The organism is Pseudomonas sp. Lz4W (assembly GCF_000346225.2).
Taxonomy (GTDB): Bacteria; Pseudomonadota; Gammaproteobacteria; order Pseudomonadales; family Pseudomonadaceae; genus Aquipseudomonas; species Aquipseudomonas paraversuta.
Genome location: NZ_CP017432.1, coordinates 1,931,397 through 1,956,860, shown reverse-complemented (window position 1 = coordinate 1,956,860; position 25,464 = coordinate 1,931,397). Strand labels below are relative to the sequence as shown.

20 protein-coding genes are annotated in these 25,464 nt (G+C 59.3%); 10 read left to right on the top strand and 10 right to left on the bottom strand.

Going from position 1 to position 25,464, the window contains the following annotated elements; genetic code table 11:
- Positions 1 to 16: 16 nt before the first annotated feature.
- From B195_RS09260 to tpx, 5 genes are all read right to left on the bottom strand, one after another.
- On the bottom strand, positions 17 to 1,459 hold the full coding sequence (locus tag B195_RS09260) for an efflux transporter outer membrane subunit (RefSeq protein ID WP_003447605.1): 1,443 nt from the start codon (positions 1,457 to 1,459) through the stop codon (positions 17 to 19).
- A complete protein-coding gene (locus B195_RS09255; protein WP_003447604.1) occupies positions 1,456 to 4,563 on the bottom strand; it encodes an efflux RND transporter permease subunit in 3,108 nt (1,035 codons plus the stop codon). The genes B195_RS09260 and B195_RS09255 overlap by 4 nt, the downstream gene beginning before the upstream one ends.
- Entirely contained in the window at positions 4,560 to 7,661 is a 3,102-nt protein-coding gene (locus B195_RS09250; RefSeq protein ID WP_003447603.1) for an MdtB/MuxB family multidrug efflux RND transporter permease subunit, read from the bottom strand. Before B195_RS09250 ends, B195_RS09255 begins: the two co-directional genes overlap by 4 nt.
- Complete coding sequence (locus tag B195_RS09245) at positions 7,658 to 8,959, bottom strand: MdtA/MuxA family multidrug efflux RND transporter periplasmic adaptor subunit (protein ID WP_037001985.1); 1,302 nt, start codon at positions 8,957 to 8,959, stop codon at positions 7,658 to 7,660. Before B195_RS09245 ends, B195_RS09250 begins: the two co-directional genes overlap by 4 nt.
- A 281-nt stretch (positions 8,960 to 9,240) precedes the next feature.
- On the bottom strand, positions 9,241 to 9,741 hold the full coding sequence (gene tpx / locus B195_RS09240; protein ID WP_003447601.1) for a thiol peroxidase: 501 nt from the start codon (positions 9,739 to 9,741) through the stop codon (positions 9,241 to 9,243).
- 251 nt (positions 9,742 to 9,992) lie between these two features.
- Between tpx and B195_RS09235 the strand changes: the two genes are divergently transcribed.
- The 3 genes from B195_RS09235 to B195_RS09230 are packed head-to-tail and all read left to right on the top strand — an operon-like array spanning position 9,993 to position 12,391.
- Positions 9,993 to 10,784, top strand: coding sequence for a hypothetical protein (locus B195_RS09235; protein ID WP_003447600.1), 792 nt, complete (start codon positions 9,993 to 9,995; stop codon positions 10,782 to 10,784).
- A gap of 9 nt (positions 10,785 to 10,793) precedes the next feature.
- Entirely contained in the window at positions 10,794 to 10,955 is a 162-nt protein-coding gene (locus B195_RS22925; RefSeq protein WP_158525120.1) for a hypothetical protein, read from the top strand.
- The gene (locus B195_RS09230) at positions 10,952 to 12,391 is read left to right on the top strand and encodes a DUF1254 domain-containing protein (protein WP_003447599.1); all 1,440 of its coding nucleotides are present in this window, start codon (positions 10,952 to 10,954) and stop codon (positions 12,389 to 12,391) included. The genes B195_RS22925 and B195_RS09230 overlap by 4 nt, the downstream gene beginning before the upstream one ends.
- A 75-nt stretch (positions 12,392 to 12,466) precedes the next feature.
- Here the strand turns inward: B195_RS09230 and B195_RS09225 are convergent, their stop codons facing one another.
- A complete protein-coding gene (locus B195_RS09225; RefSeq protein ID WP_003447598.1) occupies positions 12,467 to 13,138 on the bottom strand; it encodes a DUF3313 domain-containing protein in 672 nt (223 codons plus the stop codon).
- Between the two features lie 315 nt (positions 13,139 to 13,453).
- On the opposite strand from B195_RS09225, the gene ccoN reads away from it, so the two are divergent.
- The 3 genes from ccoN to tal all read left to right on the top strand — a co-directional run bounded on the left by ccoN (position 13,454) and on the right by tal (position 16,250).
- Positions 13,454 to 14,881 carry a cytochrome-c oxidase, cbb3-type subunit I gene (gene ccoN, locus B195_RS09220; RefSeq protein ID WP_003447597.1) on the top strand — a complete coding sequence of 476 codons (1,428 nt, stop codon included), beginning with the start codon at positions 13,454 to 13,456 and terminating at the stop codon, positions 14,879 to 14,881.
- Between the two features lie 61 nt (positions 14,882 to 14,942).
- Positions 14,943 to 15,170: a hypothetical protein gene (locus B195_RS09215; RefSeq protein WP_003447596.1), complete on the top strand. Its 228-nt coding sequence runs from the start codon at positions 14,943 to 14,945 to the stop codon at positions 15,168 to 15,170.
- A gap of 156 nt (positions 15,171 to 15,326) precedes the next feature.
- Entirely contained in the window at positions 15,327 to 16,250 is a 924-nt protein-coding gene (gene tal / locus B195_RS09210) for a transaldolase (RefSeq protein ID WP_003447594.1), read from the top strand.
- A gap of 129 nt (positions 16,251 to 16,379) precedes the next feature.
- Here tal and rfaD read toward each other — a convergent pair whose 3' ends face one another.
- Positions 16,380 to 17,369 (bottom strand): ADP-glyceromanno-heptose 6-epimerase, encoded by a 990-nt coding sequence (gene rfaD, locus B195_RS09205; protein WP_003447593.1) that lies wholly within the window; start codon positions 17,367 to 17,369, stop codon positions 16,380 to 16,382.
- Positions 17,370 to 17,924: 555 nt separating this feature from the next.
- Complete coding sequence (locus B195_RS09200) at positions 17,925 to 19,202, bottom strand: serine/threonine transporter (RefSeq protein ID WP_003447591.1); 1,278 nt, start codon at positions 19,200 to 19,202, stop codon at positions 17,925 to 17,927.
- 227 nt (positions 19,203 to 19,429) lie between these two features.
- Here B195_RS09200 and B195_RS09195 point away from each other — a divergent pair, with 227 nt between their 5' ends.
- Positions 19,430 to 19,960 carry a DUF4946 domain-containing protein gene (locus B195_RS09195; protein ID WP_003447590.1) on the top strand — a complete coding sequence of 177 codons (531 nt, stop codon included), beginning with the start codon at positions 19,430 to 19,432 and terminating at the stop codon, positions 19,958 to 19,960.
- Positions 19,961 to 19,992: 32 nt separating this feature from the next.
- A complete protein-coding gene (locus B195_RS09190; protein WP_003447588.1) occupies positions 19,993 to 20,646 on the top strand; it encodes an HD domain-containing protein in 654 nt (217 codons plus the stop codon).
- Between the two features lie 394 nt (positions 20,647 to 21,040).
- Here B195_RS09190 and B195_RS09185 read toward each other — a convergent pair whose 3' ends face one another.
- Together B195_RS09185 and B195_RS09180 are read right to left on the bottom strand one after the other, a co-directional pair.
- Entirely contained in the window at positions 21,041 to 22,000 is a 960-nt protein-coding gene (locus B195_RS09185; protein WP_003447585.1) for a zinc-binding alcohol dehydrogenase family protein, read from the bottom strand.
- 84 nt (positions 22,001 to 22,084) lie between these two features.
- Positions 22,085 to 22,870 carry a helix-turn-helix transcriptional regulator gene (locus tag B195_RS09180; RefSeq protein WP_003447583.1) on the bottom strand — a complete coding sequence of 262 codons (786 nt, stop codon included), beginning with the start codon at positions 22,868 to 22,870 and terminating at the stop codon, positions 22,085 to 22,087.
- 176 nt (positions 22,871 to 23,046) lie between these two features.
- Here B195_RS09180 and B195_RS09175 point away from each other — a divergent pair, with 176 nt between their 5' ends.
- Both B195_RS09175 and glgA read left to right on the top strand, forming a co-directional pair.
- Positions 23,047 to 23,493, top strand: a complete 447-nt coding sequence (locus B195_RS09175) for a DUF411 domain-containing protein (RefSeq protein WP_003447581.1) — start codon at positions 23,047 to 23,049, stop codon at positions 23,491 to 23,493.
- Between the two features lie 397 nt (positions 23,494 to 23,890).
- Entirely contained in the window at positions 23,891 to 25,459 is a 1,569-nt protein-coding gene (glgA, locus tag B195_RS09170; RefSeq protein WP_003447579.1) for a glycogen synthase GlgA, read from the top strand.
- Positions 25,460 to 25,464 lie beyond the last annotated feature (5 nt).

The following is a 25,464-nucleotide window of genomic DNA, read 5'->3' as shown; positions in this document are numbered from 1 at the left end:
GCAAGGTTCAGGCTGATTAGCGGTCCTGGCTTAAATCGGTATTGCCGTCCCAGCCACCACCCAGTGCGGCAATCAGTTTGACGCTGGCGATCAGGCGGCTTTGTCGCAAGTTGAGCACGTTGCGCTCAGTGTTCAGGGCAGTGGCCTGGACCACCACAACGTCCAGGTAAGCGATCAGGCCGGCCTTGTACTGGTTGCTGGTCAGGCGTAACGACTCGCGGGCCGACTCCAGTGCCTGCTCCTGAACCACAGCCTCATCCCCCAGCACCTTCAGCTGCACCAGGTAGTTTTCCACTTCGCGCAAGCCATCGAGCACGGTCTGGCGGTATTTGGCCACGGTCTGGTCATACAGCGCCTCGTTACGGTCAACCTCGGCCGAACGCTGGCCACCATCGAACAGCGGCAAGGAGACTTTTGGCCCGACCGACCAGAAACGGTTCGGTACGCTGATCCAGTCCTGATACTGACTGCTGCTGTAACCGCCCTGCAGGCTCAGGCTGAAGTCAGGATAGTAAGCGGCTTTGGCCACACCGATATTGGCGTTGGCGGCAATGATCGAGCGCTCCGCCGAGGCGATGTCCGGACGCCGTTCCAGTAACTGCGAAGGCAGGCTCAGCGGGATTTGCGGCAGCGCCGGAACGGTTGTGGTTTCAGACAGGCTGAACCCGGAAGGCGCCTGCCCGGTCAGCACGGCAATGGCGTTCTCGAATTGCGCCCGCTGCCAGATCAGGTCGATCATGTTGGCCTGGGTGTTACGCAACTGGGTTTGCGCCTGGGCCACGGCGTCCTTGCCGGAAATCCCGGCCTTGTACTGGTTTTCGCTCATTTTCAACGAACGCTGATAAGCCTCGACCGTGGCTTGCAGCAGGCGTTTTTGCTCATCGATCACCCGCAGTTGCAGGTAGTTCTGCACCAGCTCCGACTGTTGGCTCAAACGCATGGCGGCCAGGTCGGCCAGGCTGGCCTCGGCACTGGCTTCGTTGGCTTCCAGCCCGCGACGCAATTTGCCCCAGACATCGGCTTCCCAGCTGACCCCCACCTGGGCGTTCAAGGTGTCGCGAATGCCGCTGCTGGAACTGGTCAGGCTGGAGTTGGAGCTACCGGTGCCCTGGCTGGAGCGGGTTTTGCCCACGCTCAAGTCGGCGCTTGGCAGAAAGGCCCCACGGGCGCTGCGCACCAGGGCCTGGGCCTGACGGAACTGGGCCTCGGACTGGGCCACTGTCTGGTTGCTGCTGTTGAGTTTCTCCACCAGGCCATTGAGCTGCGCATCGCCATACAGCTCCCACCAGGCACCACGGGCCAGCGCATCGCTGGGGTTGGCCCGGGTCCAGCCGGCAGCCTCTTTGTAATCCGCTGCTGCCGCCGATTCGGGACGCTGGTAGTCCGGACCTATTGCACAGGCGCTGAGCAACAAGCCAGATAACAGCAGCGGAGCGAGTTTAAGCAAACGAGAAGTCATAGCGGAGTGTCCAGAGCAGCATCAGTGCGCACGCCACGCCATTTGTTGAAACGATGGCGTGCGCGGTCAAGATAGAGGTAAACCACCGGGGTGGTGTAAAGGGTCAGGATCTGGCTGAAGATCAGCCCGCCGATAATGGTCAGGCCCAGGGGCTGGCGCATTTCTGCCCCTTCGGCGGTGCTCAGCATGAGGGGCACGGCCCCCAGGATGGCCGCCAGGGTGGTCATCAGGATCGGGCGCAAACGTTGCAGGCAAGCGCTGCGAATTGACGCCTCGGGGCTGAACCCGGCGGTCCGCTCCAGTTGCAGCGCGAGGTCGATCATCAAGATCGCGTTTTTCTTCACCACCCCGATCAGCAGGAACAGCCCCAGCAGGGAAATCAGGCTGAACTCGCCCCCCGTGAGGTAGATGCTCAGCAAGGCGCCGACCCCGGCCGAAGGCAGGGTCGAGAGAATGGTCAAGGGGTGGATATAACTCTCATAGAGAATCCCCAGCACCAGATACACCGCCAGCAGCGCACCGAGAATCATGAACGGCTGACTCTTTTGGGTGGCGGCAAAGGCATCGCCGGTGCCGGCCATTTTGGCAATCACGTCTTCGGGCAGGCCCAGCTTGGCAATGGCCCGCTCAATCGCGGCGGTGCCCTGCTCGGTCGATACCCCGGGGGCCATGTCAAAGGAAACGGTCTCCGAGGCAAACTGGCCTTCATGCTCCACCCGGTCGTCCTGCAGACTGTTCTCGTAATGGGCAATGGCCGACAACGGGATGCGCTGGCCTTCGGCAGTGATCACTTGCACCTGCTCCAGGGTTTGCGGGTCCTGGGCGTACTTGGGATTGACCTCCATCACCACCTGATACTGGTTCAGGCTGTCGTAGATAGTGGAAATCTGCCGCTGGCTGTAGGCGTTGTTGAGCACGGCGGTGACCATGTCCATGTCCACCCCCAGGCGCTTGGCCTGATCGCGGTCTACCACCAGCGTTACCTGCTGTGCGCCCCGTCCTTCACGGGCGTCGATGGCCGTCAGCTCGGGCAGGGCCTTGAGCGCAGCCACCACTTTCGGGTACCAGATGCGCAGTTCACCAAGGTCACCGCTTTGCAGGATGTAGGAGTACTGCGAACTGGTTTGCTCGCGTCCGCCGCCAAACTGCAGATCCTGGTCGGCCATCAGCATCAGGCGCCCGCCGGGTACTTTGGGCATGGTTTCACGCAGGCGTTCAATGACCTTCTGCGCCGAAATCCTGCGCTCGGAAATGGGCTTGAGGCGCACGATCATGATTGCGTTGTTGGTGCCGCCATTGCCGCCAATAAAGCCGGCAACACTCTCCACCGCCGGATCGGCCAGCACTGCCTTGCGGAAGATTTCCATCTTCGGCTGCATCACGCTGAATGACAGGCCGTCGTCACCGCGGACAAAGCCGATCAACTGCCCGGTGTCCTGTTGCGGCATGAAGGTCTTGGGCACCACCACGTACAGCGCCACGTTGACGCCTATGGTCACCAGCAGGCTCAACAGGGTCAGGCGCTTGTGGCGCAATACCCAGTCCAGGCTGCGGGCATAGCCGGCGACCATGCGCTCGTTAAGGCCCATGCTCCAGCGTTGCATGGCGTTCTCGGTACCCGGCACATGGGGCTTGAGCCAGCGCGCGCAGAGCATCGGGGTGAGGGTCAGCGACACCACCAGCGACACCACGATCGAGGCCGCCAGGGTGATGGAAAATTCACGGAACAGGCTTTCGACAATCCCCCCCATAAACAGGATCGAGAGAAATACCGCCACCAGCGAAACGTTCATCGACAGCAGGGTAAAACCGACTTCCCTGGCCCCCAGCATCGCCGCTTTCATCGGCGCAATACCGGCATCGATATGCCGCGAGATGTTCTCCAGCACCACGATGGCATCGTCCACCACCAGCCCGGTGGCCAGAATCAGCGCCATCAGCGACAGGTTGTTCAGCGAGAAGCCGTACAGGTACATGATGGCAAAGGTGCCCACCAGCGATACCGGCACCGCAAGGGTCGGGATCAGCGACGCCCGGAAGTTACCCAGAAACAGGAACACCACCAGAATCACCAGCGCCACGGCAATCAGCAGGGTCATTTCGGCTTCGTGCAAGGTGGCCTTGATCACCGGCGAGCGGTCCATGGCCAGGTTCAGTTTGACGCTGGCCGGCAACACCGCCTGCAGCGCCGGCAGCTGGGCCTTGATCGCGTTCACGGTCTCGATGATGTTGGCCCCGGCCTGGCGGTTGACCACCAGCAATACGGCCGCATCATTGTTGAAAAAACCACTGTTGTAGCGGTCTTCAACGCTGTCCTGAACCTTGGCCACATGGCTCAGGCGCAAGGCCGCGCCGTCCTGGTAGCGAATGATCAGCGGCTCGTAATCCTTGGCCTTTTCCAGCTGGTCGTTGGCCTGGATCTGCCAGTTGCGATCGCCATCGGACACCGCGCCCTTGGGCCGGCGCACGTTGGCGTTGGCAATGGTATTGCGCACGTCGTCCAGGGCCACGCCGTACTGGTTGAGCAGTTGCGGCTCCAGTTCGATGCGCACCGCCGGCAGCGAGCTGCCGCCGATCTGCACTTCACCTACCCCCGGGACCTGGGACAGGCTCTGGGACAGGATGGTGGAGGCCAGGTCGTACAGTTCGCCCTTGGACAGCACGTCGGAGGTCAGCGACAGCACCATGATCGGTGCCTGGGACGGGTTGACCTTTTTGTAGGTCGGCATGCTTTTCATGCCGCTGGGCAACAGGTTGCGCGAAGCGTTGATCGCCGCCTGCACCTCACGGGCGGCGCCGTTGATGTCGCGGTCCTGATCGAACTGCAGGATGACCCGGGTAGAACCCTGGCTCGAGCGGCTGCTCATGGTGTTGATCCCGGCAATCGCGCCGAAGGAACGCTCCAGCGGGGTAGCCACGGTGGATGCCATCACCTCGGGGCTGGCACCCGGCAAACTGGCCGAGACCACGATCACCGGGAAATCCATCTGCGGCAGCGGCGACACCGGCAGCAAGCCGAAACTCACCCCGCCCAGCAACATGATCGCCAGGCTCAGGAGCATGGTCGCGACGGGACGCTTGATGAACGGACCGGACAGGTTCATAGCGACGCCTGCTCGGGCGCAGCCGCATCACCCCGCCAGCGGCGGCCCAGGCGATCGAAGTACAGATAGATCACCGGAGTGGTAAACAGGGTCAGTACCTGGCTCACCAGCAGACCGCCGACCATTACCAGCCCCAATGGCTGACGCAATTCAGCGCCCGAGCCGGTGGCCAGCATCAGCGGTATGGCGCCGAACAGCGCCGCCAGAGTCGTCATCAGGATCGGCCGGAAGCGCAGCAGTGCCGCCTGATAGATCGCTTGCTCGGGGGCCATGCCCTGATTGCGTTCGGCGTCGAGGGCGAAGTCGATCATCATGATCGCGTTCTTTTTCACGATACCGATCAGCAAGATGATGCCAATGATCGCAATCATCCCCAGATCATTGCCGCTCAGGATCAAGGCCAGCAAGGCTCCGACCGCCGCCGAGGGCAAGGTCGAGAGGATGGTGATCGGGTGGATGTAGCTCTCGTACAGCACGCCAAGCACGATGTACATGGTCACCACCGCCGCCAGAATCAGCAGCAAGGTGCTCGACAACGAAGCCTGGAAGGCCTGGGCTGCGCCCTGGAACTCGGTCTTCACCCCCACCGGCATGCCGATGTCCTTCTGCACCTGATCGATCAACTCGACCGCTTGCCCCAGGGCCACCCCGGGCGCGAGGTTGAACGACACCATCACCGAAGGGAACTGGCCGATATGGGAGATCGCCAGTTGCGCCTGACGCTCTTCGACCTTGGCCAGGCTCGACAGCCGCACCTGGCCGCCATCGGTGGTTTTGACGTGGATCTGCTCCAGCGCCTGGGGGCCGATTTTTTCGCCGTCCCGGGCTTGCAGCACCACGCGGTACTGGCTGGCCTGGGTATAAATGGTGGAAATCTGCCGCTGACCGAAGGCGTCGTACAGGGCATCGGTGATGTTGGCCACCGACACCCCAAGGCGTGAAGCCGCATCGCGGTCAATCATCAGGTACACCTGCAGGCCCTTGTCCTGCAGGTCGCTGGCCACATCGGTCAACTCGGGCTGATTGTTCAGCGCCGTCACCAGTTTCTGGCTCCAGGTGCTGAGCATCTCGGCGTCCGGCGAGGACAGGCTGAACTGGTATTGCGTACGGCTGACGCGGTCTTCGATGGTCAGGTCCTGCACCGGCTGCATGTACAGGCGAATACCCACCAACTGGTCGAGCTGCGGTTGCAGGCGCTCGATCACTTGCGAGGCACTTTCGCTGCGCTCGCTATGGGGCTTGAGGTTGATCAGCATGCGCCCGCTATTGAGGGTCGGGTTATCGCCGTCCACCCCGATGTAGGACGACAGGCTCTCGACATCAGGGTCCTGCAGAATGATCCGGGCCAACTCTTGCTGACGCTGGCTCATGGCACTGAACGAGATGGACTGCGGCGCTTCGGAGATACCCTGGATCACCCCGGTGTCCTGCACCGGGAAGAAGCCCTTGGGCACCACCATATACAGTACGACCGTCAGCGCCAGGGTGCCGATGGCCACCAGCAGGGTCAGTGGCTGATGCTTGAGCACCCACTGCAACATGCTGGCGTAGCGGGCGATCATCCAGTCGATGAAGGCGCCGCTGGCGCGATAGAAACGCCCCTGTTCTTCTTCCTTGGGTTCGGCTTTGAGCAGGCGCGCGCACATCATGGGCGTCAGCGTCAGCGAGACCACCAGCGACAGCAGAATCGCCACAGCCAGGGTGATCGCAAACTCGCGGAACAGGCGCCCCACCACGTCAGCCATGAACAGCAGCGGAATCAGTACGGCGATCAGCGACAGGGTCAACGAGATCAGGGTAAAACCGATTTGCTTGGCACCCTTGAGCGCCGCCTGCATCGGACTGTCGCCCTCTTCGATATAGCGCGAGATGTTTTCCAGCATCACGATGGCGTCGTCGACCACAAAACCGGTGGCGATGGTCAGGGCCATCAACGTCAGGTTGTTGATGGAAAATCCGGCCAGGTACATGACCCCAAAGGTGCCCACCAACGACAGCGGCACGGCAATCGAAGGGATCAGGGTAGCGCTGGCACGGCGCAGAAACAGGAACGTCACCATCACCACCAGCGCGATGGCGATCAGCAATTCAAACTGCACATCGCGCACCGAGGCACGGATGGTCTGGGTGCGGTCGGTGAGAACAGTGACGTCGATACCGGCCGGCAGGTTGTCGGTGATGCTTGGCAGCAGTGCCTTGATCCGGTCCACCACCTCAATCACGTTGGCTCCCGGCTGGCGCTGAATGTTCAGCAATACGGCCTGATTTTCATTGGCCCAGGCGGCGAGACGCTCGTTCTCGGCGCCATCGACAATTTCCGCCACATCCTTGAGCCGCAACGGCGCGCCGTTGTTGTAGGCCAGGATCAGCTCGGCGTATTCCTGGGGGGTCTTCAACTGGTCGTTGGCGTCCAGCATCGACACCCGGGTCGGGCCGTCAAAGTTGCCCTTGGGCTGGTTGACGTTGGACGCGCCGATCAGGGTGCGCACATCCGCCAGATTCAAGCCGTTGGCGGCCAACGCTTCGGGGTTGACCTTGATCCGCACCGCCTGACGTTGACCACCGGCAATGCTGACCATGCCGACGCCGCTGATCTGGGCGATTTTTTGCGCCATGCGGGTGTCGACCAGATCATTGAGTTTGGGCAACAGCATGGTTTTGGAGGTGATCGCCAGCGTCAGTACCGGGGTGTCGGCCGGGTTGACCTTGTTGTACACCGGTGGCGCCGGCAAATCCTTGGGCAACAGGTTGCTGGCGGCATTGATCGCGGCCTGCACCTGCTGCTCGGCGACATCCATATTGATGTCGAGATTAAAGCGCAGGGTCAGCACCGAAGCACCGCCGGAACTGGTGGAAGCCATTTGCGTCAGGCCCGGCATCTGCCCGAACTGACGCTCAAGCGGTGCGGTCACGGCACTGGTCATGACATCCGGGCTCGCGCCGGGATACAGCGTCATCACGCGGATGGTCGGATAATCGACCTGGGGCAAGGCCGATACCGGCAGCAGGCGATAGGCGATGATCCCGGACAACACGATGGCGAGCATGCAGAGCGTGGTTGCGACCGGGCGCAGGATAAACAGCCGCGACAGATTCATTCGTGCGCCTTGCCCTTGACCTTGCCATCGGCCGTTGCATCGGCTTCAGGCCCGCCTTGCAGATGTTGCGCCGGGGTTGCCGGCACCTCGGCGCTGTCGTTGACCACTTCCACCGCGCCGCCATCACGCAGGCGGTCAGTGCCTTCAAGCACTACACGGTCGCCGGGCTCAAGACCTTCTTCGATCACCGTCACATCGCCATCGGTGACACCGACCTTGATGCTGCGAATCTTGACCTTCTTGTCGCCGTCCATCGCATAGACGAACGAACCGTTGGTGCCGTACTGAATCGCTGCGGTCGGGGCCAGGATCACGTTTTTCAGGGTGTCGGCCAGCAGGTGCACATTAACGAACTGATTGGGGAACAACACCTGATCGCGGTTATCGAACAGGGCCTTGAATTTCAGGGTGCCGGTGGTGATATCAATCTGGTTGTCGATACTGCTCAGCACCCCTGTCGCCAGTTCCTGGGTGTCGCCGCGGTTCCAGGCCTGTACCGGCAATCTGGCGCCGCTGCGATAACGCTCAAGCACCAGTGCAAGGTCCTTCTCGGGCAAGGTGAAGCTGACCACAATCGGCTCGGTCTGGGTGATCACCACCAGCGCCGTGGTGTCGTTGGCTGCCACCAGGTTGCCGACGTCCAGTTGGCGCAAGCCCACACGACCGGTGATCGGGGCGCGAATCTTGGTGAATTCAAGATTGAGCTTGGCGTCGTTGACCGCTGCCTGATTGGTCTTGACCGTACCCTGATACTGGCTGACCAGTGCTTCTGCGGTGTCCAGGGTCTGCTTGGCGATACTGTCTTCAGCATACAGGCCGCGATAGCGCTGTACATCGACCTGGGCATTCTTCAACTGGGCCTGATTCTGCAACAGCGTGCCTTCGGCTTGCAGCAAGGCGTTCTGATAGCTGCGCGGATCGATTTCGGCCAACAGTTCGCCAGCCTTGACCATCTGGCCTTCCTTGAAATAGACCTTGACCAGCTCCCCTGCCACCCGGCTGCGTACATTAATGGTGTTGAGCGCGGTCACCGTACCCAGTGCCTTGTAGTAGACCGCAAAGTCACCCCGCGTCACGTCCGCCACCCGAACCGGCACCGCCAGGGTCGAACCGCCAAATCCGCGACGCATCATCCCCGACTTGCTGGTGTGCCCGGCGGGCTGAGCAGTGGCTGCCTTTTTCGAGGCGGATGGCCACAGCCACCAGCACAGGGCAACAACGATCAGCAGGACCAGCAGGCCAAACAGCCAGCGACGAGATTTGTGGGAAACAGACGATTGCATTGAATGATCAACCATTGGGCGGCGAGCGCTTATTATCAGGAGGCTGAAAGATAAGCAGTGCGCACGGTTATGAAAAGGTTCTTTACCGGGTATTTACGTTATAGCGCTGTCAAGGCCACGGGTTTGCCCCAGAATCCTGTGAATCACCTGCCGGAGCAGTCGGAGCGGTTCGGTTTTAACCGACGGGTGTGACATTGACACTGGCCGGGCTCGACGCCTGCAGCGTTATTTGTAGCAGCCCACAAAAAAACGGCCGGGCATTAAATGCCCGGCCGTTTTTGCTGAAGCGTTGCGACTTACTTTAAAACAGCCAGGGCTGCTTCGTAGTTCGGCTCTTCAGCGATTTCTTTAACCAGTTCGCTGTGCAGCACGTTGTCGTTTTCGTCCAGCACGACTACCGCACGGGCAGTCAGGCCAGCCAACGGGCCGTCAGCAATTGCCACGCCGTAGTTCTCGATGAACTCACGGCCGCGCAGGGTCGACAGGTTCTGTACGTGTTCCAGACCTTCGGCACCGCAGAAACGGGCCTGGGCGAACGGCAGGTCAGCCGAGATGCACAGCACCACGGTGTTTTCCAGATCGTTGGCCTTGGTGTTGAAGGTGCGCACCGAAGTCGCGCAAGTTGGCGTATCAACACTCGGGAAGATGTTCAGCACTTTGCGTTTACCAGCAAAGCTGGCCAACGTCACATCGGACAAATTACCTGCTACCAGCGAAAACGCCGGCGCCTTGGAGCCTACTGCCGGCAGTTCGCCTTTGACTTGAACAGGGTTGCCTTTAAGCGTCACTTGAGCCATGAACGATGTCCTTCTTAACGGTTTTTGAAGAAGCCGGAGTTAAACACGAATCAGGCAGCCGACCTACGGCCCGCAGGTAAAATGTCATGGGCCGCGGAACAAAAAGACCGTGCCGGTACTGAAAAATTCCAAAAATGCCCAGCCTCGAGCAAAACAGTACCCGGCAGCAGACCCCGGGAACTGGCAGGCGCGCCATTTGCTGCTAGCTTCCTAGCGCTGCATTCTTAAGACTTCCAGGGAATTGGACGCTCATGGCTAAGACACACCTTGCTTCGGGACTCTTACTGACCCTGGCCCTGGCCCCTGTCACTGCTGCCCTGGCAGACAATCCCGATATAGCCAACAAAAGTAACAACCCCCTGAGCCTGGCCCCGGGCCTGAACCTGCAGGACTACTACACGCCCCGGGTCTACGACAGCAATATCCACACCAATGACGCCCTGCTGCGCGGCGCCCTGCCCGTCGCCCCGAACGACTTTATCGGCGTACCGCAACTGTTGCGTGCCACCCTGCCCATCAGCACCCGCCCCGACCCCAGAAGTGGTTACAGCACCGGTATGGGCGATCTCAACCTGTTCGATATTTTCCTGCTCAAGACCGATGGCGTGCAGTTGGGCATCGGCCCGCAAATTACGGCGCCCACTGCCGAGCATGACGAACTGGGCACCGGCAAATGGCAAGCGGGGCTGGCAGCGATTGCCATAGATGCCTCATCCCGTGGCCTGCTGGGGGCACTGGTGCAGTATCAAAGCTCTTTTGCCGGTCACAGTGATCGCCAGCATGTCGAGAGCGCCACCTTCCAGCCGTTCATCATCCACAACCTGCCAAAGGGCTGGTACTTGCGCTCCACCGGCACCTGGACCTATGACCTGAAAAACAACACCCACTATATCCCCGTCGGCCTGGGTTTCGGCAAGGCATGGAAAGCCGGGGGCAACATCCTCAACGCCTACCTGGAACCACAATGGACAGTGGAACGCAAAGGCGATGACTTGCCGCAATTCACACTGTTCGCCGGCATTAATGTCACCTTCGGAAAATAAGGAAATTTCATGAATTCGCAGCTTCGTGCTTCTGGCTTCAGCGCCCGGCCCCGGGAGCACGCCCACGTCATGCTGGCCACTCCAGGCATGGAACAGGGCAAAACCTTCGCCCAGACCGGCGCTTGCCTCGATAAAAGCTGGAAACCCGATGACATCAGGTTGCTGTCATGAGCAGTCAATCCACAGTCAGGGACTTTGCCAGGTACCTCAAGCCCCCCGTTTATGCCCTGGCAGCCTGCCTGTCACTGATGACAACCCAGGTATCAGCCATGAACTTCAGCGCGTCGCCTGCAGAGGCCACAAGCATCGCCAGAGAAGCCTATCTGTATGGTTTCCCGGTGGTGGAGATGTACAAAACTCTCTACGCCCAGGCCGTGGACCAAGGCGGCAAGGACTTCAAGGCGCCGTTCAATGACATCGGCAACACCGCCATGGTGTTCAGCCCCAAAGACAGCGCTTTCGTGACCCCCAATTCGGACACGCCCTATTCATTTCTATGGATGGACCTGCGAGCCGAGCCGCTGGTGCTGACGCTGCCGGCAATTGAAGACGGTCGTTACTACTCCACGCAGTTGATCGACCTGTACACGCAAAACTTCGCCTACCTCGGTAGCCGTACCACGGGCAACAAAGGCGGGAACTTCCTGATTGTCGGGCCGGGCTGGCAAGGTGAGAAACCGGCCGGTATCGAGGCCGTGATTCCCAGCGAAAGCGAAATTGCCTACGGCCTGTACCGGACCCAGCTGTTTGATGAAAAAGACCTGCCCAGGGTCAAGGAAATCCAGCGCGGTTACATAGTGCAGCCCTTGAGCCAGTTCCTCGGCCAACCCGCCCCGCCGCTGTCTGCAGCCATTGACTGGCCGGCCCCCATGGCGAACATGAGTGACAGCCCCGAGCTGTTCAACTACTTGAATTTCATGCTCGCATTTGCCGAGCCGCAGCCCGGTGAAACGGCATTACGCGAGCGCTTCAAAAAAATTGGCATTGAACCGGGCCTGCCCTATGCAACGGGCCAGCTGTCCGCCGAGCAACGCAAGGCCCTGGAAGAAGGAATTGCAGCAGGTAAAGCCGAATTCGAGCAGTTCAAGAAAGAGCAGGTCGACACGCACAAGATCAGCAGTGGAGACCTGTTCGGCTCCCGCGAGCACTTGAAAAACAACTACCTGTACCGTTATGCAGGGACCAATATGGGGATCTTTGGCAACTCTGCCGAAGAGGCCGATTACATCGGCTATTTCGTCGACAATCAGGGCCGCCCCCTGGACGGCTCCAGACAGCGCTATACCTTGCACTTTGACAAAAATGCCCTGCCCCCTGCCAATGCCTTCTGGTCGCTGACCATGTATGACGGCAAAAGCAAATTGCTGGTGGACAACCCGCTGGATCGCTACCTGATCAATTCGCGCATGTTGCCCGATCTCAAGCGCGACGCAGATGGCGGTGTGACCCTGTACCTCCAGCCTCAACCCCCGGCCGGGGATCTGCAAAACAACTGGTTGCCGGCGCCTGACGGGCCGTTTTACGGCGTACTGCGTATTTATATGCCCAAGCCTGAACTTGCCGACGGGCAATGGAAAATGCCCTTGCTGACACCTGTAGCACCCTGAGCTGTAACCTGCAGCACCCCGGCAAGCCGGGGTGCTGCAACTGTTTTGCCCGCACTCAGTTGCAGATCCCGGAGCTTACTGGCTCTTCAGTTTCAAATACGACTGATGAAGATCTGATGCCCAGCCATCTATCACTTTTTTCACATCGTCGGTCTTCATTTGCTGGCTGCTGTTCTCCAGCGGTTTGCCGGTGCCTTTGCGCACCACCTGCGCCACTACGTCCTGGCTCTGCCCGTCAATGAATACGGCTTCGGTTGCCAGCTGGGTTTCCTGATCGCGAATGCCCGACGCCGTACTGACCGCCGCCGCCACCAGCGCTACCGGAATATATTCGTAAGGTGCCAGGCTCTCGGTCTCGCTGCTCACGGCAGTGATCGCCGGTCGCACCACAATCACGCCCGGCCCGGGGGCGCTGGCCAGTGGCAGTGATTTGCTGAGTTCACGCTTGAGTGCTTGATCGTAGTAGCGGGTAATGCCGTTCAACGTGCTTTGCGGGATCTTCTCCGTCGGCTTCGGCGCCGGGTAGAGCTGGCTTGGCTCGATATAGACGCTGGTGTACTGGTTAATATTCAGCTTGGGATCGATCCAGCGCATCACTTCGGCGCCCGAAGGCGATTTGGCTTCTTTAAGGCGACTGTAATCCTTCAAAAAACCGGAGTATTCATCCGGCTGCTGGACCTTGCTTGCACAGCCCACTACCCCGATCGAGGCAATACACAACGTACTAATCATCAGTCCGAGCTTCATTCTGTAACTCCTGTGGAGAACGTAACTATTTGTGTGCCGGATTTATGTATAGCTAATCTGCGGAAAAAGCGCTGCTTCGCCGACCATTTTTCCGGAGACACAGAGGGAAAACAGTACAGCTCAGAAGTATTTAAAAAATGTAAATCGGCTAAAAACCAGATCAGATTTTAAAAAACACTTTTAAATATGCCGCTAAATCTGCTCCGTATTAATTCTCCCCCCCTGAATCTGTCTTGTTTCCTGCCAACTTCCTAGAGTTCACCCAGCGCCAGACCACCAGGCCTGGCAGGACTTTGAACCGTGGAAGACTTGAGCATGAGCACAGCACTAAACGGGCAGGCCTATAACTATAAGGTCGTCCGCCAATTCGCCATCATGACCGTGGTGTGGGGGGTGGTCGGCATGGCCATGGGCGTATGGATCGCCTCGCAACTGGTCTGGCCGCAAATGAACCTGGATTTGCCCTGGACCACCTTCGGCCGCCTGCGACCGTTGCACACCAGCCTGGTGATTTTCGGCTTTGCCGGCAGCGCACAGTTTGCCGCCAGCTACTACGCGGTGCAGCGCACCTGTCAGGTACGGTTATTCTCGGACAAGCTGGCAGCCTTTACCTTCTGGGGCTGGCAATCGGTAATTGTGATCATGCTGGTCACCCTGCCGCTGGGCTATACCACCACCAAGGAATACGCCGAAATAGAATTCACCGGTGCCGTGTGGCTGACGGTGGTCTGGGTCGCCTACGCCATCGTGTTCTTTACTACCGTGGTGCAGCGCAAAACCAGACATATCTATGTCGGCAACTGGTTTTTTGGCGCCTTCATTCTGGTCATCGCCATGCTGCACGTGGTCAACCACCTGGCGATTCCGGTGGACTGGTTCAAGTCTTATCCCGTGTATGCCGGAGCCACCGATGCCATGGTGCAGTGGTGGTATGGGCATAACGCGGTAGGTTTTTTCCTGACCACCGGCTTTCTCGGGATGATGTACTACTTCGTGCCGAAACAGGTCGGCAGGCCGATTTATTCCTATCGCCTGTCCATCGTGCATTTCTGGGCCCTGATTACCCTCTATATCTGGGCCGGCCCCCATCACCTGCACTACACCGCACTGCCGGACTGGGCCCAGTCGCTGGGCATGGCCATGTCCATCATCCTGCTGGCTCCCAGCTGGGGCGGCATGATCAACGGCATGATGACCCTCTCCGGGGCCTGGCATAAATTGCGCACCGACCCGATCCTGCGGTTTCTGGTGCTGTCACTGGCGTTCTACGGCATGTCGACCTTTGAAGGGCCGATGATGGCCATCAAGACCGTCAATGCCCTGTCCCACTACACCGACTGGACCATCGGCCACGTCCATGCCGGGGCCCTGGGCTGGGTGGCGATGATCACTTTCGGCGCGCTCTATCACATGATTCCCAAGATCTTCGGCCGCGAGCAGATGTACAGCATCGGGCTGATCAACCTGCACTTCTGGCTGGCGACCATCGGCACCGTGCTGTACATCGCCTCGATGTGGGTCAACGGCATCACCCAGGGCCTGATGTGGCGCGCGATCAACGATGACGGCACCCTGACCTATTCGTTCGTGGAGTCGCTGAGCGCCAGCCACCCGGGCTACGTCGTACGTCTGGTGGGCGGGCTGTTCTTCCTCAGCGGCATGCTGTTGATGTGCTGGAACCTGTGGCGAACAGTGCGCGTGGCCGACCTCAAGCAAGCCGAACTGACGGCTCAGATAGCCTGACCAACAACCCGATGCAGGTCGCCGGACCGGTATCGGGTGCTTTCGACAAGGAGTGCCGGACATGATCGAAATAGCCCTCAATAGCGCAGCCGTCATCAGCCTCTATTGCGCCATTAGCTGGTGTTTGAAACATAAAACCGCGACCGATATCGACGAAGCCAGCCTGATTCCCTTTGCCGACGACCCTGAAGTGGCGCGCCGGGTTGAGCAGGCCACGGGCAAAACCATCAACGCAGTACAGATGAGTGAGCAAAGCCGCGAGCCAGACCGGTACACGCTGGAACTCTGAATCGAGGTAAATGGCTGCTGAGGCAGATTAAATCGCACGATCAGTTGCACTACCAAGGTATTCGGCGGCATTCTGCCAGCTTGGGTTTAACGAACTTTTGATCGACACCGCACTCAATCTTTACAGCCATTAACACCTTTTCCGACAGAGACGCTCATGACTTCCAAGCTGGAACAACTCAAGCAGTTCACCACCGTGGTCGCAGACACCGGCGACCTCGACGCAATTACCCGCCTCAAACCCGTTGATGCCACGACCAATCCATCCCTGCTGCTCAAAGCCGCAGCCATGCCGGGTTATGCCGAGCTGCTGAAAAATGCCATCGCCCACGCCAACGGTGATGTCGGCCTGGCCTGCGACCACTTCGCGGTCTCGGTGGGTAGCGGTATCTTGAAGGTCATTCCGGGCCGTATTTCGACCGAGGTCGATGCCCGCCTGTCGTTCGACGAATTTGCCTTGCTGAAAAAGGCCAACCAGTTGGTCGAGCTTTACGACAAGGCCGGCGTGGGCCGCGACCGGGTACTGATCAAGCTCGCTTCGACCTGGGAAGGCATCCGTGCCGCCGAAAAACTGGAAAATGACGGCATCCAGACCAACCTGACCCTGTTGTTCTCGTTTGCCCAGGCCGCAGCCTGTGCCGATGCCGGGGTGTTCCTGATTTCGCCGTTCGTGGGCCGTATTTACGACTGGTACAAGAAGTCCACCGGCATTGACTACACAGGATCCGATGATCCGGGTGTGCAGTCCGTGACCCGCATCTACAACTACTACAAAGCCAATGACTACAAGACCGTGGTCATGGGTGCCAGCTTCCGCAACCTGAACCAGATCGAACAGCTGGCCGGTTGCGACCGTCTGACCATCAGCCCGGACCTGCTGGAAAAACTGGCCCTGGACGAAGGCAAACTGGAGCGCAAATTGAGCCCTGGGCATCAGGGCGAACCGCGCCAGAGCCTGAACGAAGCGCAGTTCCGCTGGGCCTCGAACGAAGACGGAATGGCCACCGAAAAACTGGCCGAAGGCATCCGCCAGTTCGCCCGTGACCAGGAAAAGCTAGAGGCGTTGTTGACGGCCAGGTAATCCCGCAACAGACCGCGCAATGCCCGCTCCTACAGAAGCTGCACACAACCTGCAGGAGCGGGCCCAGCGACAGAAGCTGCGCTTATCTTGTGGGAGCGGGCTTGCCCGCGATGGCAGCCCCCCGGTAACTCAGCAAGTCAGCAGACGCCTGCAATACCCCTCCACTCCCGCCTCCAGCCCCGACATCGGTTCCTCATAACCCGCTTCACGCAGCCGGCTCAAGTCGGCGCAGGTGTAGACCTGATACTTGCCCTTGAGCTCTTCGGGGAACTCGCAGTAGCGCAACACCCCTTCAAGCACTGCAGTTTCCAGGGTCAGGGAAGGTCGGCCCTGCGCTCCACGCAAACAGTTGATCGTTGCCAGCGCCAGCTCGTTGAATGAGCGGGCCACACCGCTGCCCAGATTAAAAATGCCACTGGTTTGCGGGTGATCCAGCCAGTGCAGATTGACCTTGACCACATCCTCCACCGAAATAAAATCACGCATGTGCCCGCCTGCCGGATAGCCGCCGTACTCACCGAACAACTCGACATGCCCGTGGTCGCGGTATTGATTGAAGCAATGCCGCACCATCGAAGCCATACGGCCTTTGTGTTGCTCGCGGGGGCCGAACACATTGAAGTAACGCAACCCCACCACCTGGCTGCGTGCCTTGCCCGACAATTGCCGCACATGCTGATCGAAGAGGAATTTTGAGTAGGCGTAGACATTCAACGGCCGCTCACACTCGCGAACTTCGCGAAAGTCCCGGTTGGCGCCATAGACCGCTGCCGAAGAGGCATAGATAAAGGGCGTCGCTTGCTCCTGACAGGCTTGCAGCACGTCACAGCTGTAGCGGTAGTTGTTCTCCATCATCAACCGGCCGTCACGTTCCAGCGTACTGGAGCACGCGCCCTGATGCAGAACGGCGCGTATATCGCCCAACTGACGATTGGAAAAACGATGCACGAACTCGCGTTTATCGATGTAGTCCGCGATATCGCAGTCCGCCAGATTGCGGCACTTGTCGCCATCGGTCAGATCGTCCACGGCAATGATGTCACGCTCACCGCGCCGGTTGAGTGCCTTTACCAGGTTACTGCCGATAAAACCGGCGGCCCCGGTTACGATGATGCTCATCTGTCACTACCTCCTGGAATATGGCTTGGGCTCAGGCTATGCCGGTGCGGGCCGACAGCCTTGATGCAGATCAAGCGCGCAAGTGAGTGACATAGCCGAAAGTGACATACGGCACACGGACCACAGCGCCGAGATTCGATTGCCGCTCAACCATTCATTCAGCCATTCACGCATTTACGCATTTACGCATTCACGCATTTACGCATTCATTGTAGGAGCGAGCTTGCCTCGCGAGCTTTTCCTGCGCAGTCCTTCGAATCGCCAGAAGCTCGCGAGGCAAGCTCGCTCCTACAGAAGACGCAGAAGACGCATAAGACGTATGGATGTGTTACGCGGATCGCCGTAATAGCGCGCAGGCGCCGGCGCAGCCAGTTCACCAGCCAGCCGTATGGTCGCTATAGAGGGTATGAAGGTCTGCATGCAGCGGCAGTGGGTTCGACTGGGATGGCCCACGGGAACCCTCGGTGCGCTTGCCAGACTCAAGCCTTGAACGGCTTGCGAGGGACAATCACCCGCCCGGCGCCGCCCGGAATGGCAGCGACGGGCGGAGCTGAATCAAGGAATCAGCGAGTAAACCAGCGACGAAATTGCCACCAGGCCAACGGCGGTGACAAACACGTTGGAGATCTTGCCCGAGTACTGGCGCATGGCTGGTACCCGACGAATCGCGTACATCGGCATCAGGAACAGGATGGCCGCGATCACCGGGCCGCCCAGGGTTTCGATCATTCCCAGAATGCTTGGGTTGAGCGTTGCTACTGCCCAGCACACTATCAGCATGAACGCTGCGGTCATGCGGTCCAGGGCTTTCGCTGCCGGGCGCTTGCCGGTCTTCAGGACCAGGCCTTTAAGACCTTCGCTGGCGCCGATGTAGTGACCCAGGAACGATTTGGCTATCGCTACAAAGGCAATCAACGGGGCGGCAAAGGCAATGGTCGGGTTGCTGAAGTGGTTGGCCAGGTAGGACAGGATCGACAGATTCTGCGCCTTGGCTTCAGCCAGCTGCTCAGGTGACAGGGTGAGCACGCAGCTGAAGACGAAGAACAGCACCATTGCCACCATCAACAGGTGGGCGCGGGACAGGATCTGCGAGCTGCGCTCATCGGCGTTCGCCCCATAACGGCGCTTCTGATCAACGGCAAAGGCCGAGATGATCGGCGAATGGTTAAACGAAAACACCATCACCGGAATCGCCAGCCACAAGGTGTGCAGCAATGCTGAAGGCGCCGGCAAGGTGCTCGCCGTGCTCAGAATCCCGCCATTCCAGTGGGGGATCAAAAACACCGCCAAAAACAACAGCGCGACAATGAACGGATAGACCATCATGCTCATGGCCTTGACTATCACTTGCTCGCCGCAACGCACCACGGCCAGCAGGCCCAGAATCAGCACCAGCGACAAAATCGCCCGGGGTGGTGGTGTGACATGCAGTTGATTGAGCATGAAGCTGCCGACCGTGTTGGTCAGAGCAACGCTGTAAATCAACAGAATCGGAAAAATCGCACAGAAATACAGCAGCGTGATCAATGCACCGGCCCGCAAGCCGAAATGCTCTTCAACAACATCCGTGATGTCAGAGCCTTCGCGTCCGGAGAGTACGAAGCGGGTCAAACCGCGGTGAGCATAAAACGTCATCGGAAACGCCAGCAACGCCAGAATCAGCAACGGCCAAAAGCCGCCAAGCCCTGCATTGATGGGCAAAAACAAAGTACCTGCGCCAATGGCCGTGCCAAACAGGCCCAGCATCCAGGTAGTGTCATGACGACTCCAGCGACTGAGGGTCGCGGGTGCCGCGTCAAAGCGTTCATCGACGCTGTTAGCCTGGTCATTCATCCGGTCGAATCTCCGCTAGCCGGTCGTTACCACGCAGCCGGGGCGGACAAAACACACCTTACAGACAACGCCCCGGCCGTAAGAAGGGCGCGATTCTCCGGGATTAGTCATAAGAAGCAAAGGTTTAGCTGAGCAATGGTACAAATGATCTTCCATCCCAAAGCAAGAGCTGGACACTAATTGATACACTATGCTTGCCATGAAACCGCCCTAAAGGCCTGTCGCCCATGACTTTTTCGCACCGTTACACCGCACTCATCGGACTTCTCGCCGCCCTTTCGCTGCCGACGGCGAATGCCGAAAGTCAGACGATTACCTGGCCCGGCGACTGGGAGGTGCAGGCCGTGCCACCTGCCCCCGATGACAATGGCCAGCGCCAGCGGGCGGTAAAAAATGACCCCAACGGTGATCCGTTGATGGTGATGGAGCTTACCCAGACCACATTGGCTCCTGACCACAAGGTCAATATGGAAGCGGTACTGCTGCAGATGCGCAAGACCTTGCAGAAGAACTTCGCCGGCGCCGGCTACCAGAGTGCCTGTAACAAAATTCACAGCAGCACCCTGGGCGGTCTGGAGGCATTGGAAACCACCTGCAAAATCACCCAGAACGGCAACCACGTGATCACCCAGACCCTGGTCGCCGCCACCCATGACAGCAACGCCTATGCCCTTTCCTACGCAGGTCCTGCAGACGGCTACAAAGCCAACGAAGCTGAAGTACTGGGGATCCGTGCCAGCCTGCGTCTGGCGCAATAAGCCCTTTACCTGTCCGGACCGGAGCCTGCCCCGTGAACACTCAGCCATTCTTTCCCTTTCAGGCTCTGGCCGACACCTTGCAGGCCTGGCTGGCGGAGGACAACGGGGACGGCTCCCACGATCTGTCACATATCCACCGTGTGTGGACCAATGCACAAGTGATTCAGGCCAGGGAAGGCGGCGATCTGGAAATTCTCCTGGCCGCCACCCTTCTGCACGACTGCGTGGCAGTGGAAAAGGATTCGCCTTTACGGGCGCAGGCCTCAACCCTGTCTGCGAATAAAGCCGCGACCATCCTGACGGGGCTGGGCTGGCCCGAGTCGCGAGTGAACGCAGTGGCCCACGCGGTACAGACCCACAGTTTTTCCGCGGCACTGACGCCCGCCACCCTGGAAGCAAAGATACTGCAGGACAGTGACCGCCTGGATGCCATCGGCCTGATCGGCGTAGCACGCTGCTTTTATGTATCGGGAAGAATGGGGGCGGCGCTGTACGACTTCACAAACCCGCAGGCGACGGGACGCGAGTATCAGGACAAGCGTTACACCCTCGAGCATTTCCATACCAAGTTGCTCAAGCTGGCGTCAGGTTTTCAAACCCCGGAAGGTGCGCGACTGGCAGCCATCAGACATAAGCGCCTTGAATGGTTTGTGCAGGATTTCATGGATGAAATAGCCGGCCTGTAGGAGCGAGCTGTTGCGGCCTCAGATACCGCAGCAAAAAATCGCGAGACAAGCTCGGCTCCTACAAAGATTTCACCAACCCCCGCCTCTGTAGGAGCGAGCTTGCTCGCGAGCTGTTGCGGCCTCAGATACCGCAGCAAAAAAATCGCGAGACAAGCTCGCTCCTACAAGAATTTCACCAACCCCACCCTCTGTAGGAGCGAGCTTGCCTCGCGAGCTGTTGCAGACTCAGATACCGCAGCGAAAAAATCGCGAGACAAGCTCGCTCCTACAAGAATTTCACCAACCCCACACTCTGTAGGAGCGAGCTTGCCTCGCGAGCTGTTGCGGCCTCAGATACCGCAGCGAAAAAATCGCGAGACAAGCTCGCTCCTACAGGGTTTGACCGGCAGTGCGCCTACGGGATCAGCACCACTTTGGCGCAGGTCCCTGCATTGACCTCGGCATAACTGCTCAACCCGTCTGCCAACCGCGCTTCTTGCAGCCCACGGGGCACGGGCAGCAGGCCCTGGTCGAAATACTGGCCAAATTGTTCAAGCATCCGGGCGCACTCGCCACAGCTGTAAAGCAGCGAGTTAACCCCGATCAACGTGCCGCCCTTGCGATACAGCGCCAGCGCCGGCAAGTGCACATGGCCGTCCAGAGGTGCAGCAATGAAGGCCACACGACCAAAAATCCGCAACGCCGCAACGGTCGCTGGCAGCCAGTGCCCGGTGGTGTCGAATATGACTTCAGCACCACCGCTGAACACTGCGCTGACCTGAGCGGCCAGATCTTCGGGCTTGCCCAGCACAATCACTTCAATCCCTTGCTCCCGTAGCACTTGAGCCTGGTCAGGGCGCCGCACCGCAGCCAGCACCCTGGCGCCGAGGACTTTCGCCAGCGCAATGGCGGCACTGCCTACAGCACCGTTGGCACCGATCACCAATAAACAGGTATCCGCCCCTACATCACTGCGCTGTAGCGCATCCCATGCCGTGGTATAGGGCACGCCCAGGCTGGCGGCCTGAACAAAGCTCAATGTGCGGGGCTTGAGCGCGACTCCCGCAACCGGCAAGCGCAAAAAATCCCCATGGGAACCATCACCATAGAAGCCCAGTTCCTGGCCGGTACCCCATACCTCCTGCCCCATCAGCGCCGCTGGTCCCTCGACAATCACCCCGGAAAAGTCACGCCCCGGAATACGCGGCAAGATGGTGTAGGGGAAACGCCCGAGCACATTCTTCACATCGCTGGGGTTCAGGCCGGCCGCCTTGACCTGCACCAGCACCTCGTCTGCACCGGGTACGGGGGTTGGCACTTCAACCAGGGTCAGTGCGGCCAGATCGCCGGTTCTGGAGAATTGCAGTGCTTTCATGCTCAGCCCTCTGGGTGGTGTATTAATGCCCCCAGTGTATGACCGACAGCCGACAGGTATCGGCCAAAGCCTTCTGCCTATCGGTCAAACCGCCGTTGCTGCGCCCTGGCGCAGTGCATATAACGAAGGACTGACCCCCAACTCGCGTCGGAACATGTCGCTAAAACTGCTGGGGGAATAGCCCAGCGAGCGTGCGACCTGGCTGACACAAGTCCCCTGAATCAGTTCGGCAGCTGCGGTCGCCAGTTGCACCTGGCGCCGCCACTGCGCAAAGCCCGTACCCAGTTCCATCTGAAACAGCCGCGCCAGGGTACGGACACTGGCCCCGGCGTTCTGCGCATGTTGCTCGAAGGAAATATCCAGGGTCGGGCTGGCCATTACCGACTGGCACAGGTTCAGCAGGCGCCGGTCAGGTGTATCGGGCATCGGCACCCTGAGCAAGGTACGCCCCGCGCGTTGCAACTCGAGCAGCGTCAGATTGAGCACAGCCTCGGTGTAGGACGATTGCCCAGCAGCCTGCTCCACCAGATTGATGATCAATTCGCGCAGCAAACGTCCGACTTCAATCACCTGCACGGTGCTGTCCAGAGTGCTGGCCAGTGCCGGAGGCAGATAGATATTGCGCATCTGCAAGTCCGAGACCACCCGGATCCCGTGGGGCACCCCCGGCGGTAGCCAGACCGCCCGTTGTGGCGGAACCGCCAGGGCTTCCTCCGGGGTGTCGACCCACATCACCCCGGACATGGCATATAACAATTGGCCCCATTCATGCTCATGGGGATCAATGTATAAACCACGCGGATAGGTACGGGCCAACGGCTGAACCGGCACGCCGGGATCAGACAAATCAGGCGGGACTGCAAGTGCCATGAACTGAAGACGTCAGAAAAGTGAAGAGCCATGGTAGCCAAGCTGCTGCTCGACAACCAGACTGAGGTCTTGAATGCACCAAAAATGCCCCTACCTGACAAAATCGTCATCTTGTTATCAGCTGCCTGACAGTGCCCGGCACTCAGGCTGAAACTTTTTGGATTAAGAGAAACCCGATGAAAACCCCATTGCGTCTTGTCGCCCTTTCGGCCCTGTTGCTGACCTCAATGGCACAGGCTGCCGAGCAACTGACCATCGATGTTCACCGCGATGCCAATTGTGGCTGCTGCAAAACCTGGATCTCCCACCTGCAAGCCAATGGTTTCAAGGTAAATGACCATGTTGAAGCGGACATGAGCAGCTTTAAACAGCAGGCTGGCGTAGAGCCGCGACTGGCTTCTTGCCACACCGGCATGATCAACGGCAAGTTCGTGGAAGGTCATGTGCCGGCCGATCAAGTGGTCGCCCTGAGCAAACGCAACGACCTCAAGGGTATTGCCGTGCCGGGCATGCCGGTGGGTTCCCCGGGCATGGAAATGGGCGACCGCAAGGATGCCTACCAGGTGATAGGCCTGCGGAACGACGGCAGTGATGAGGTCATTGCGCAATATCCGGGCAACTGACCCCCTGCCTGCGCAAACGCACCGAACAGGTGCGTTTGCGGACAAGACCGCCTGGCTGCCAGGACTTACCGCTCAGCCGAATCCCCACCTTATGGCGCTTATTTCAGGCACCTGTCCCACAGCCTCCCGGCATCCCTCCTACACTTGAGGCTGTCGCAATTGCGACGCTTGATTTTCGCGCTTAAATAAACCGAACCTTCTGCATTGGCTACAGGTCAAGTTAAAGGCAAGTCACCCTTTGTGGTGCATTCCTTGCAGCGATCTGTCAGCCGACTGCGCGCCCATGGCTTCGGTGGTCAACCGCTTAACAATCTGGAGTTGAATGTCGCCCCTGAGGAAATGATTGTTTCCCTGCCGGACAGACAAAGTGAACCTATAAGTACAAAGGGAGAGAGTCATGATCAGTGCTGCTGCTTCCCAACAAGATGATCGGCTTGACCCGCAGGCCTCCAATCTGATTTCACTGTCAGATTCAGGCCCTGCAGGGAAGGCAGTACTGCCGGCAGGAAATGCCAACCCCAATAAAAAGAAGGTGCTGTTTGTCACATCGGAACTGGCCGATCTGGTTAAAACCGGCGGCCTTGGGGATGTGTCCGCCGCACTGCCCCGGGCCATGCGCCACCTGCATGATGTGCGGGTCCTGATTCCGGGCTACCGCCAGGTGCTCAACAGCGACAATCCGATCCATATCATCGGCGAACTCAGCGGTCACGCAGCCTTGCCCCCATGCAAGATCGGGCGCATGGACCTCAAGGACGGGCTGGTCATCTATGTACTGATCTGCCCCGAACTGTATGAGCGCGAAGGCAGCCCATATGGTGCCAACAATGGCCGTGACTGGCCGGACAACCATATCCGCTTTGCCCGCCTGGGCCTGGCTGCGGCCGATATTGCGGCCAATCTGGCACAAATTCACTGGCAGCCCGATCTGGTGCATGCCCATGACTGGCCGGCCGGGCTGACACCGGCGTATATGCATTGGCGCGGACAGCGCACCCCCACCCTGTTCACCATCCACAACCTGGCCTATCAGGGTGTATTCAGCCGGGCCTGCTGCCCCGAGCTGGCCATTCCGGACCATGCCCTGCAACAGGACGGCATGGAGTTTTATGGCAAATTGTCATTTCTCAAGGCCGGGATGGCCTATTCGAGCCATATCACCACCGTCAGTGCCACCTATGCCGCCGAAATCACCACCCCCAGCTTTGGTTGCGGGCTTGATGGTTTCCTGGCCAGCAAAACCCAACAGGGCCTGCTCAGCGGAATCCCCAACGGCATTGATGAAAGCTGGGAAGCATCTACCGATCCGCATCTGGTCGCGCCGTTCAGCATTGGCGACTGGAAGGGCAAGGCCCTGAACGCCGATCACGTGCGCAACCTGTTTGGCCTCACACCATCCAAAGGCCCCTTGTTCGCCGTGGTGTCGCGTCTGGTGTACCAGAAAGGGCTGGACCTGACCGAGGCCGTGGCGGCGTATATCGTCGCCTCGGGCGGGCAGATTTGCATCATCGGGCGCGGCGAACCCGAAGCAGAACAGGCCATGCGCGACCTGGCCCTGCGCTTTCCCGGACAGGTCGGCGTGCGCATCGGATTCAACGAAACCGACGCCCGCCGCATGTTCGCCGGCAGCGACTTCTTATTGATGCCCTCGCGCTATGAACCTTGTGGCTTGAGCCAGATGTACTCGCAACGCTTCGGCTCGCTGCCCGTGGCGCGCAATACCGGCGGCCTGGCTGACACCATTGACGATGGCGTGACCGGTTTCTTGTTCGATGAATCCACTGTCGAAAGCTACCAGCAGGCCCTGTGCCGGGCGTTCAAGGTGTTTGCCTACCCGGGCCTGCTCAATGCCATGCGATGCCGCGCCATGACTGCGCCGTTCAACTGGTGCAAGGCCGTGGAACCCTACGCCGAACTCTATGAACAATTGGTCAGCACGTCTCTGAGCAACGCCGGCAAATTTTAAAGAGG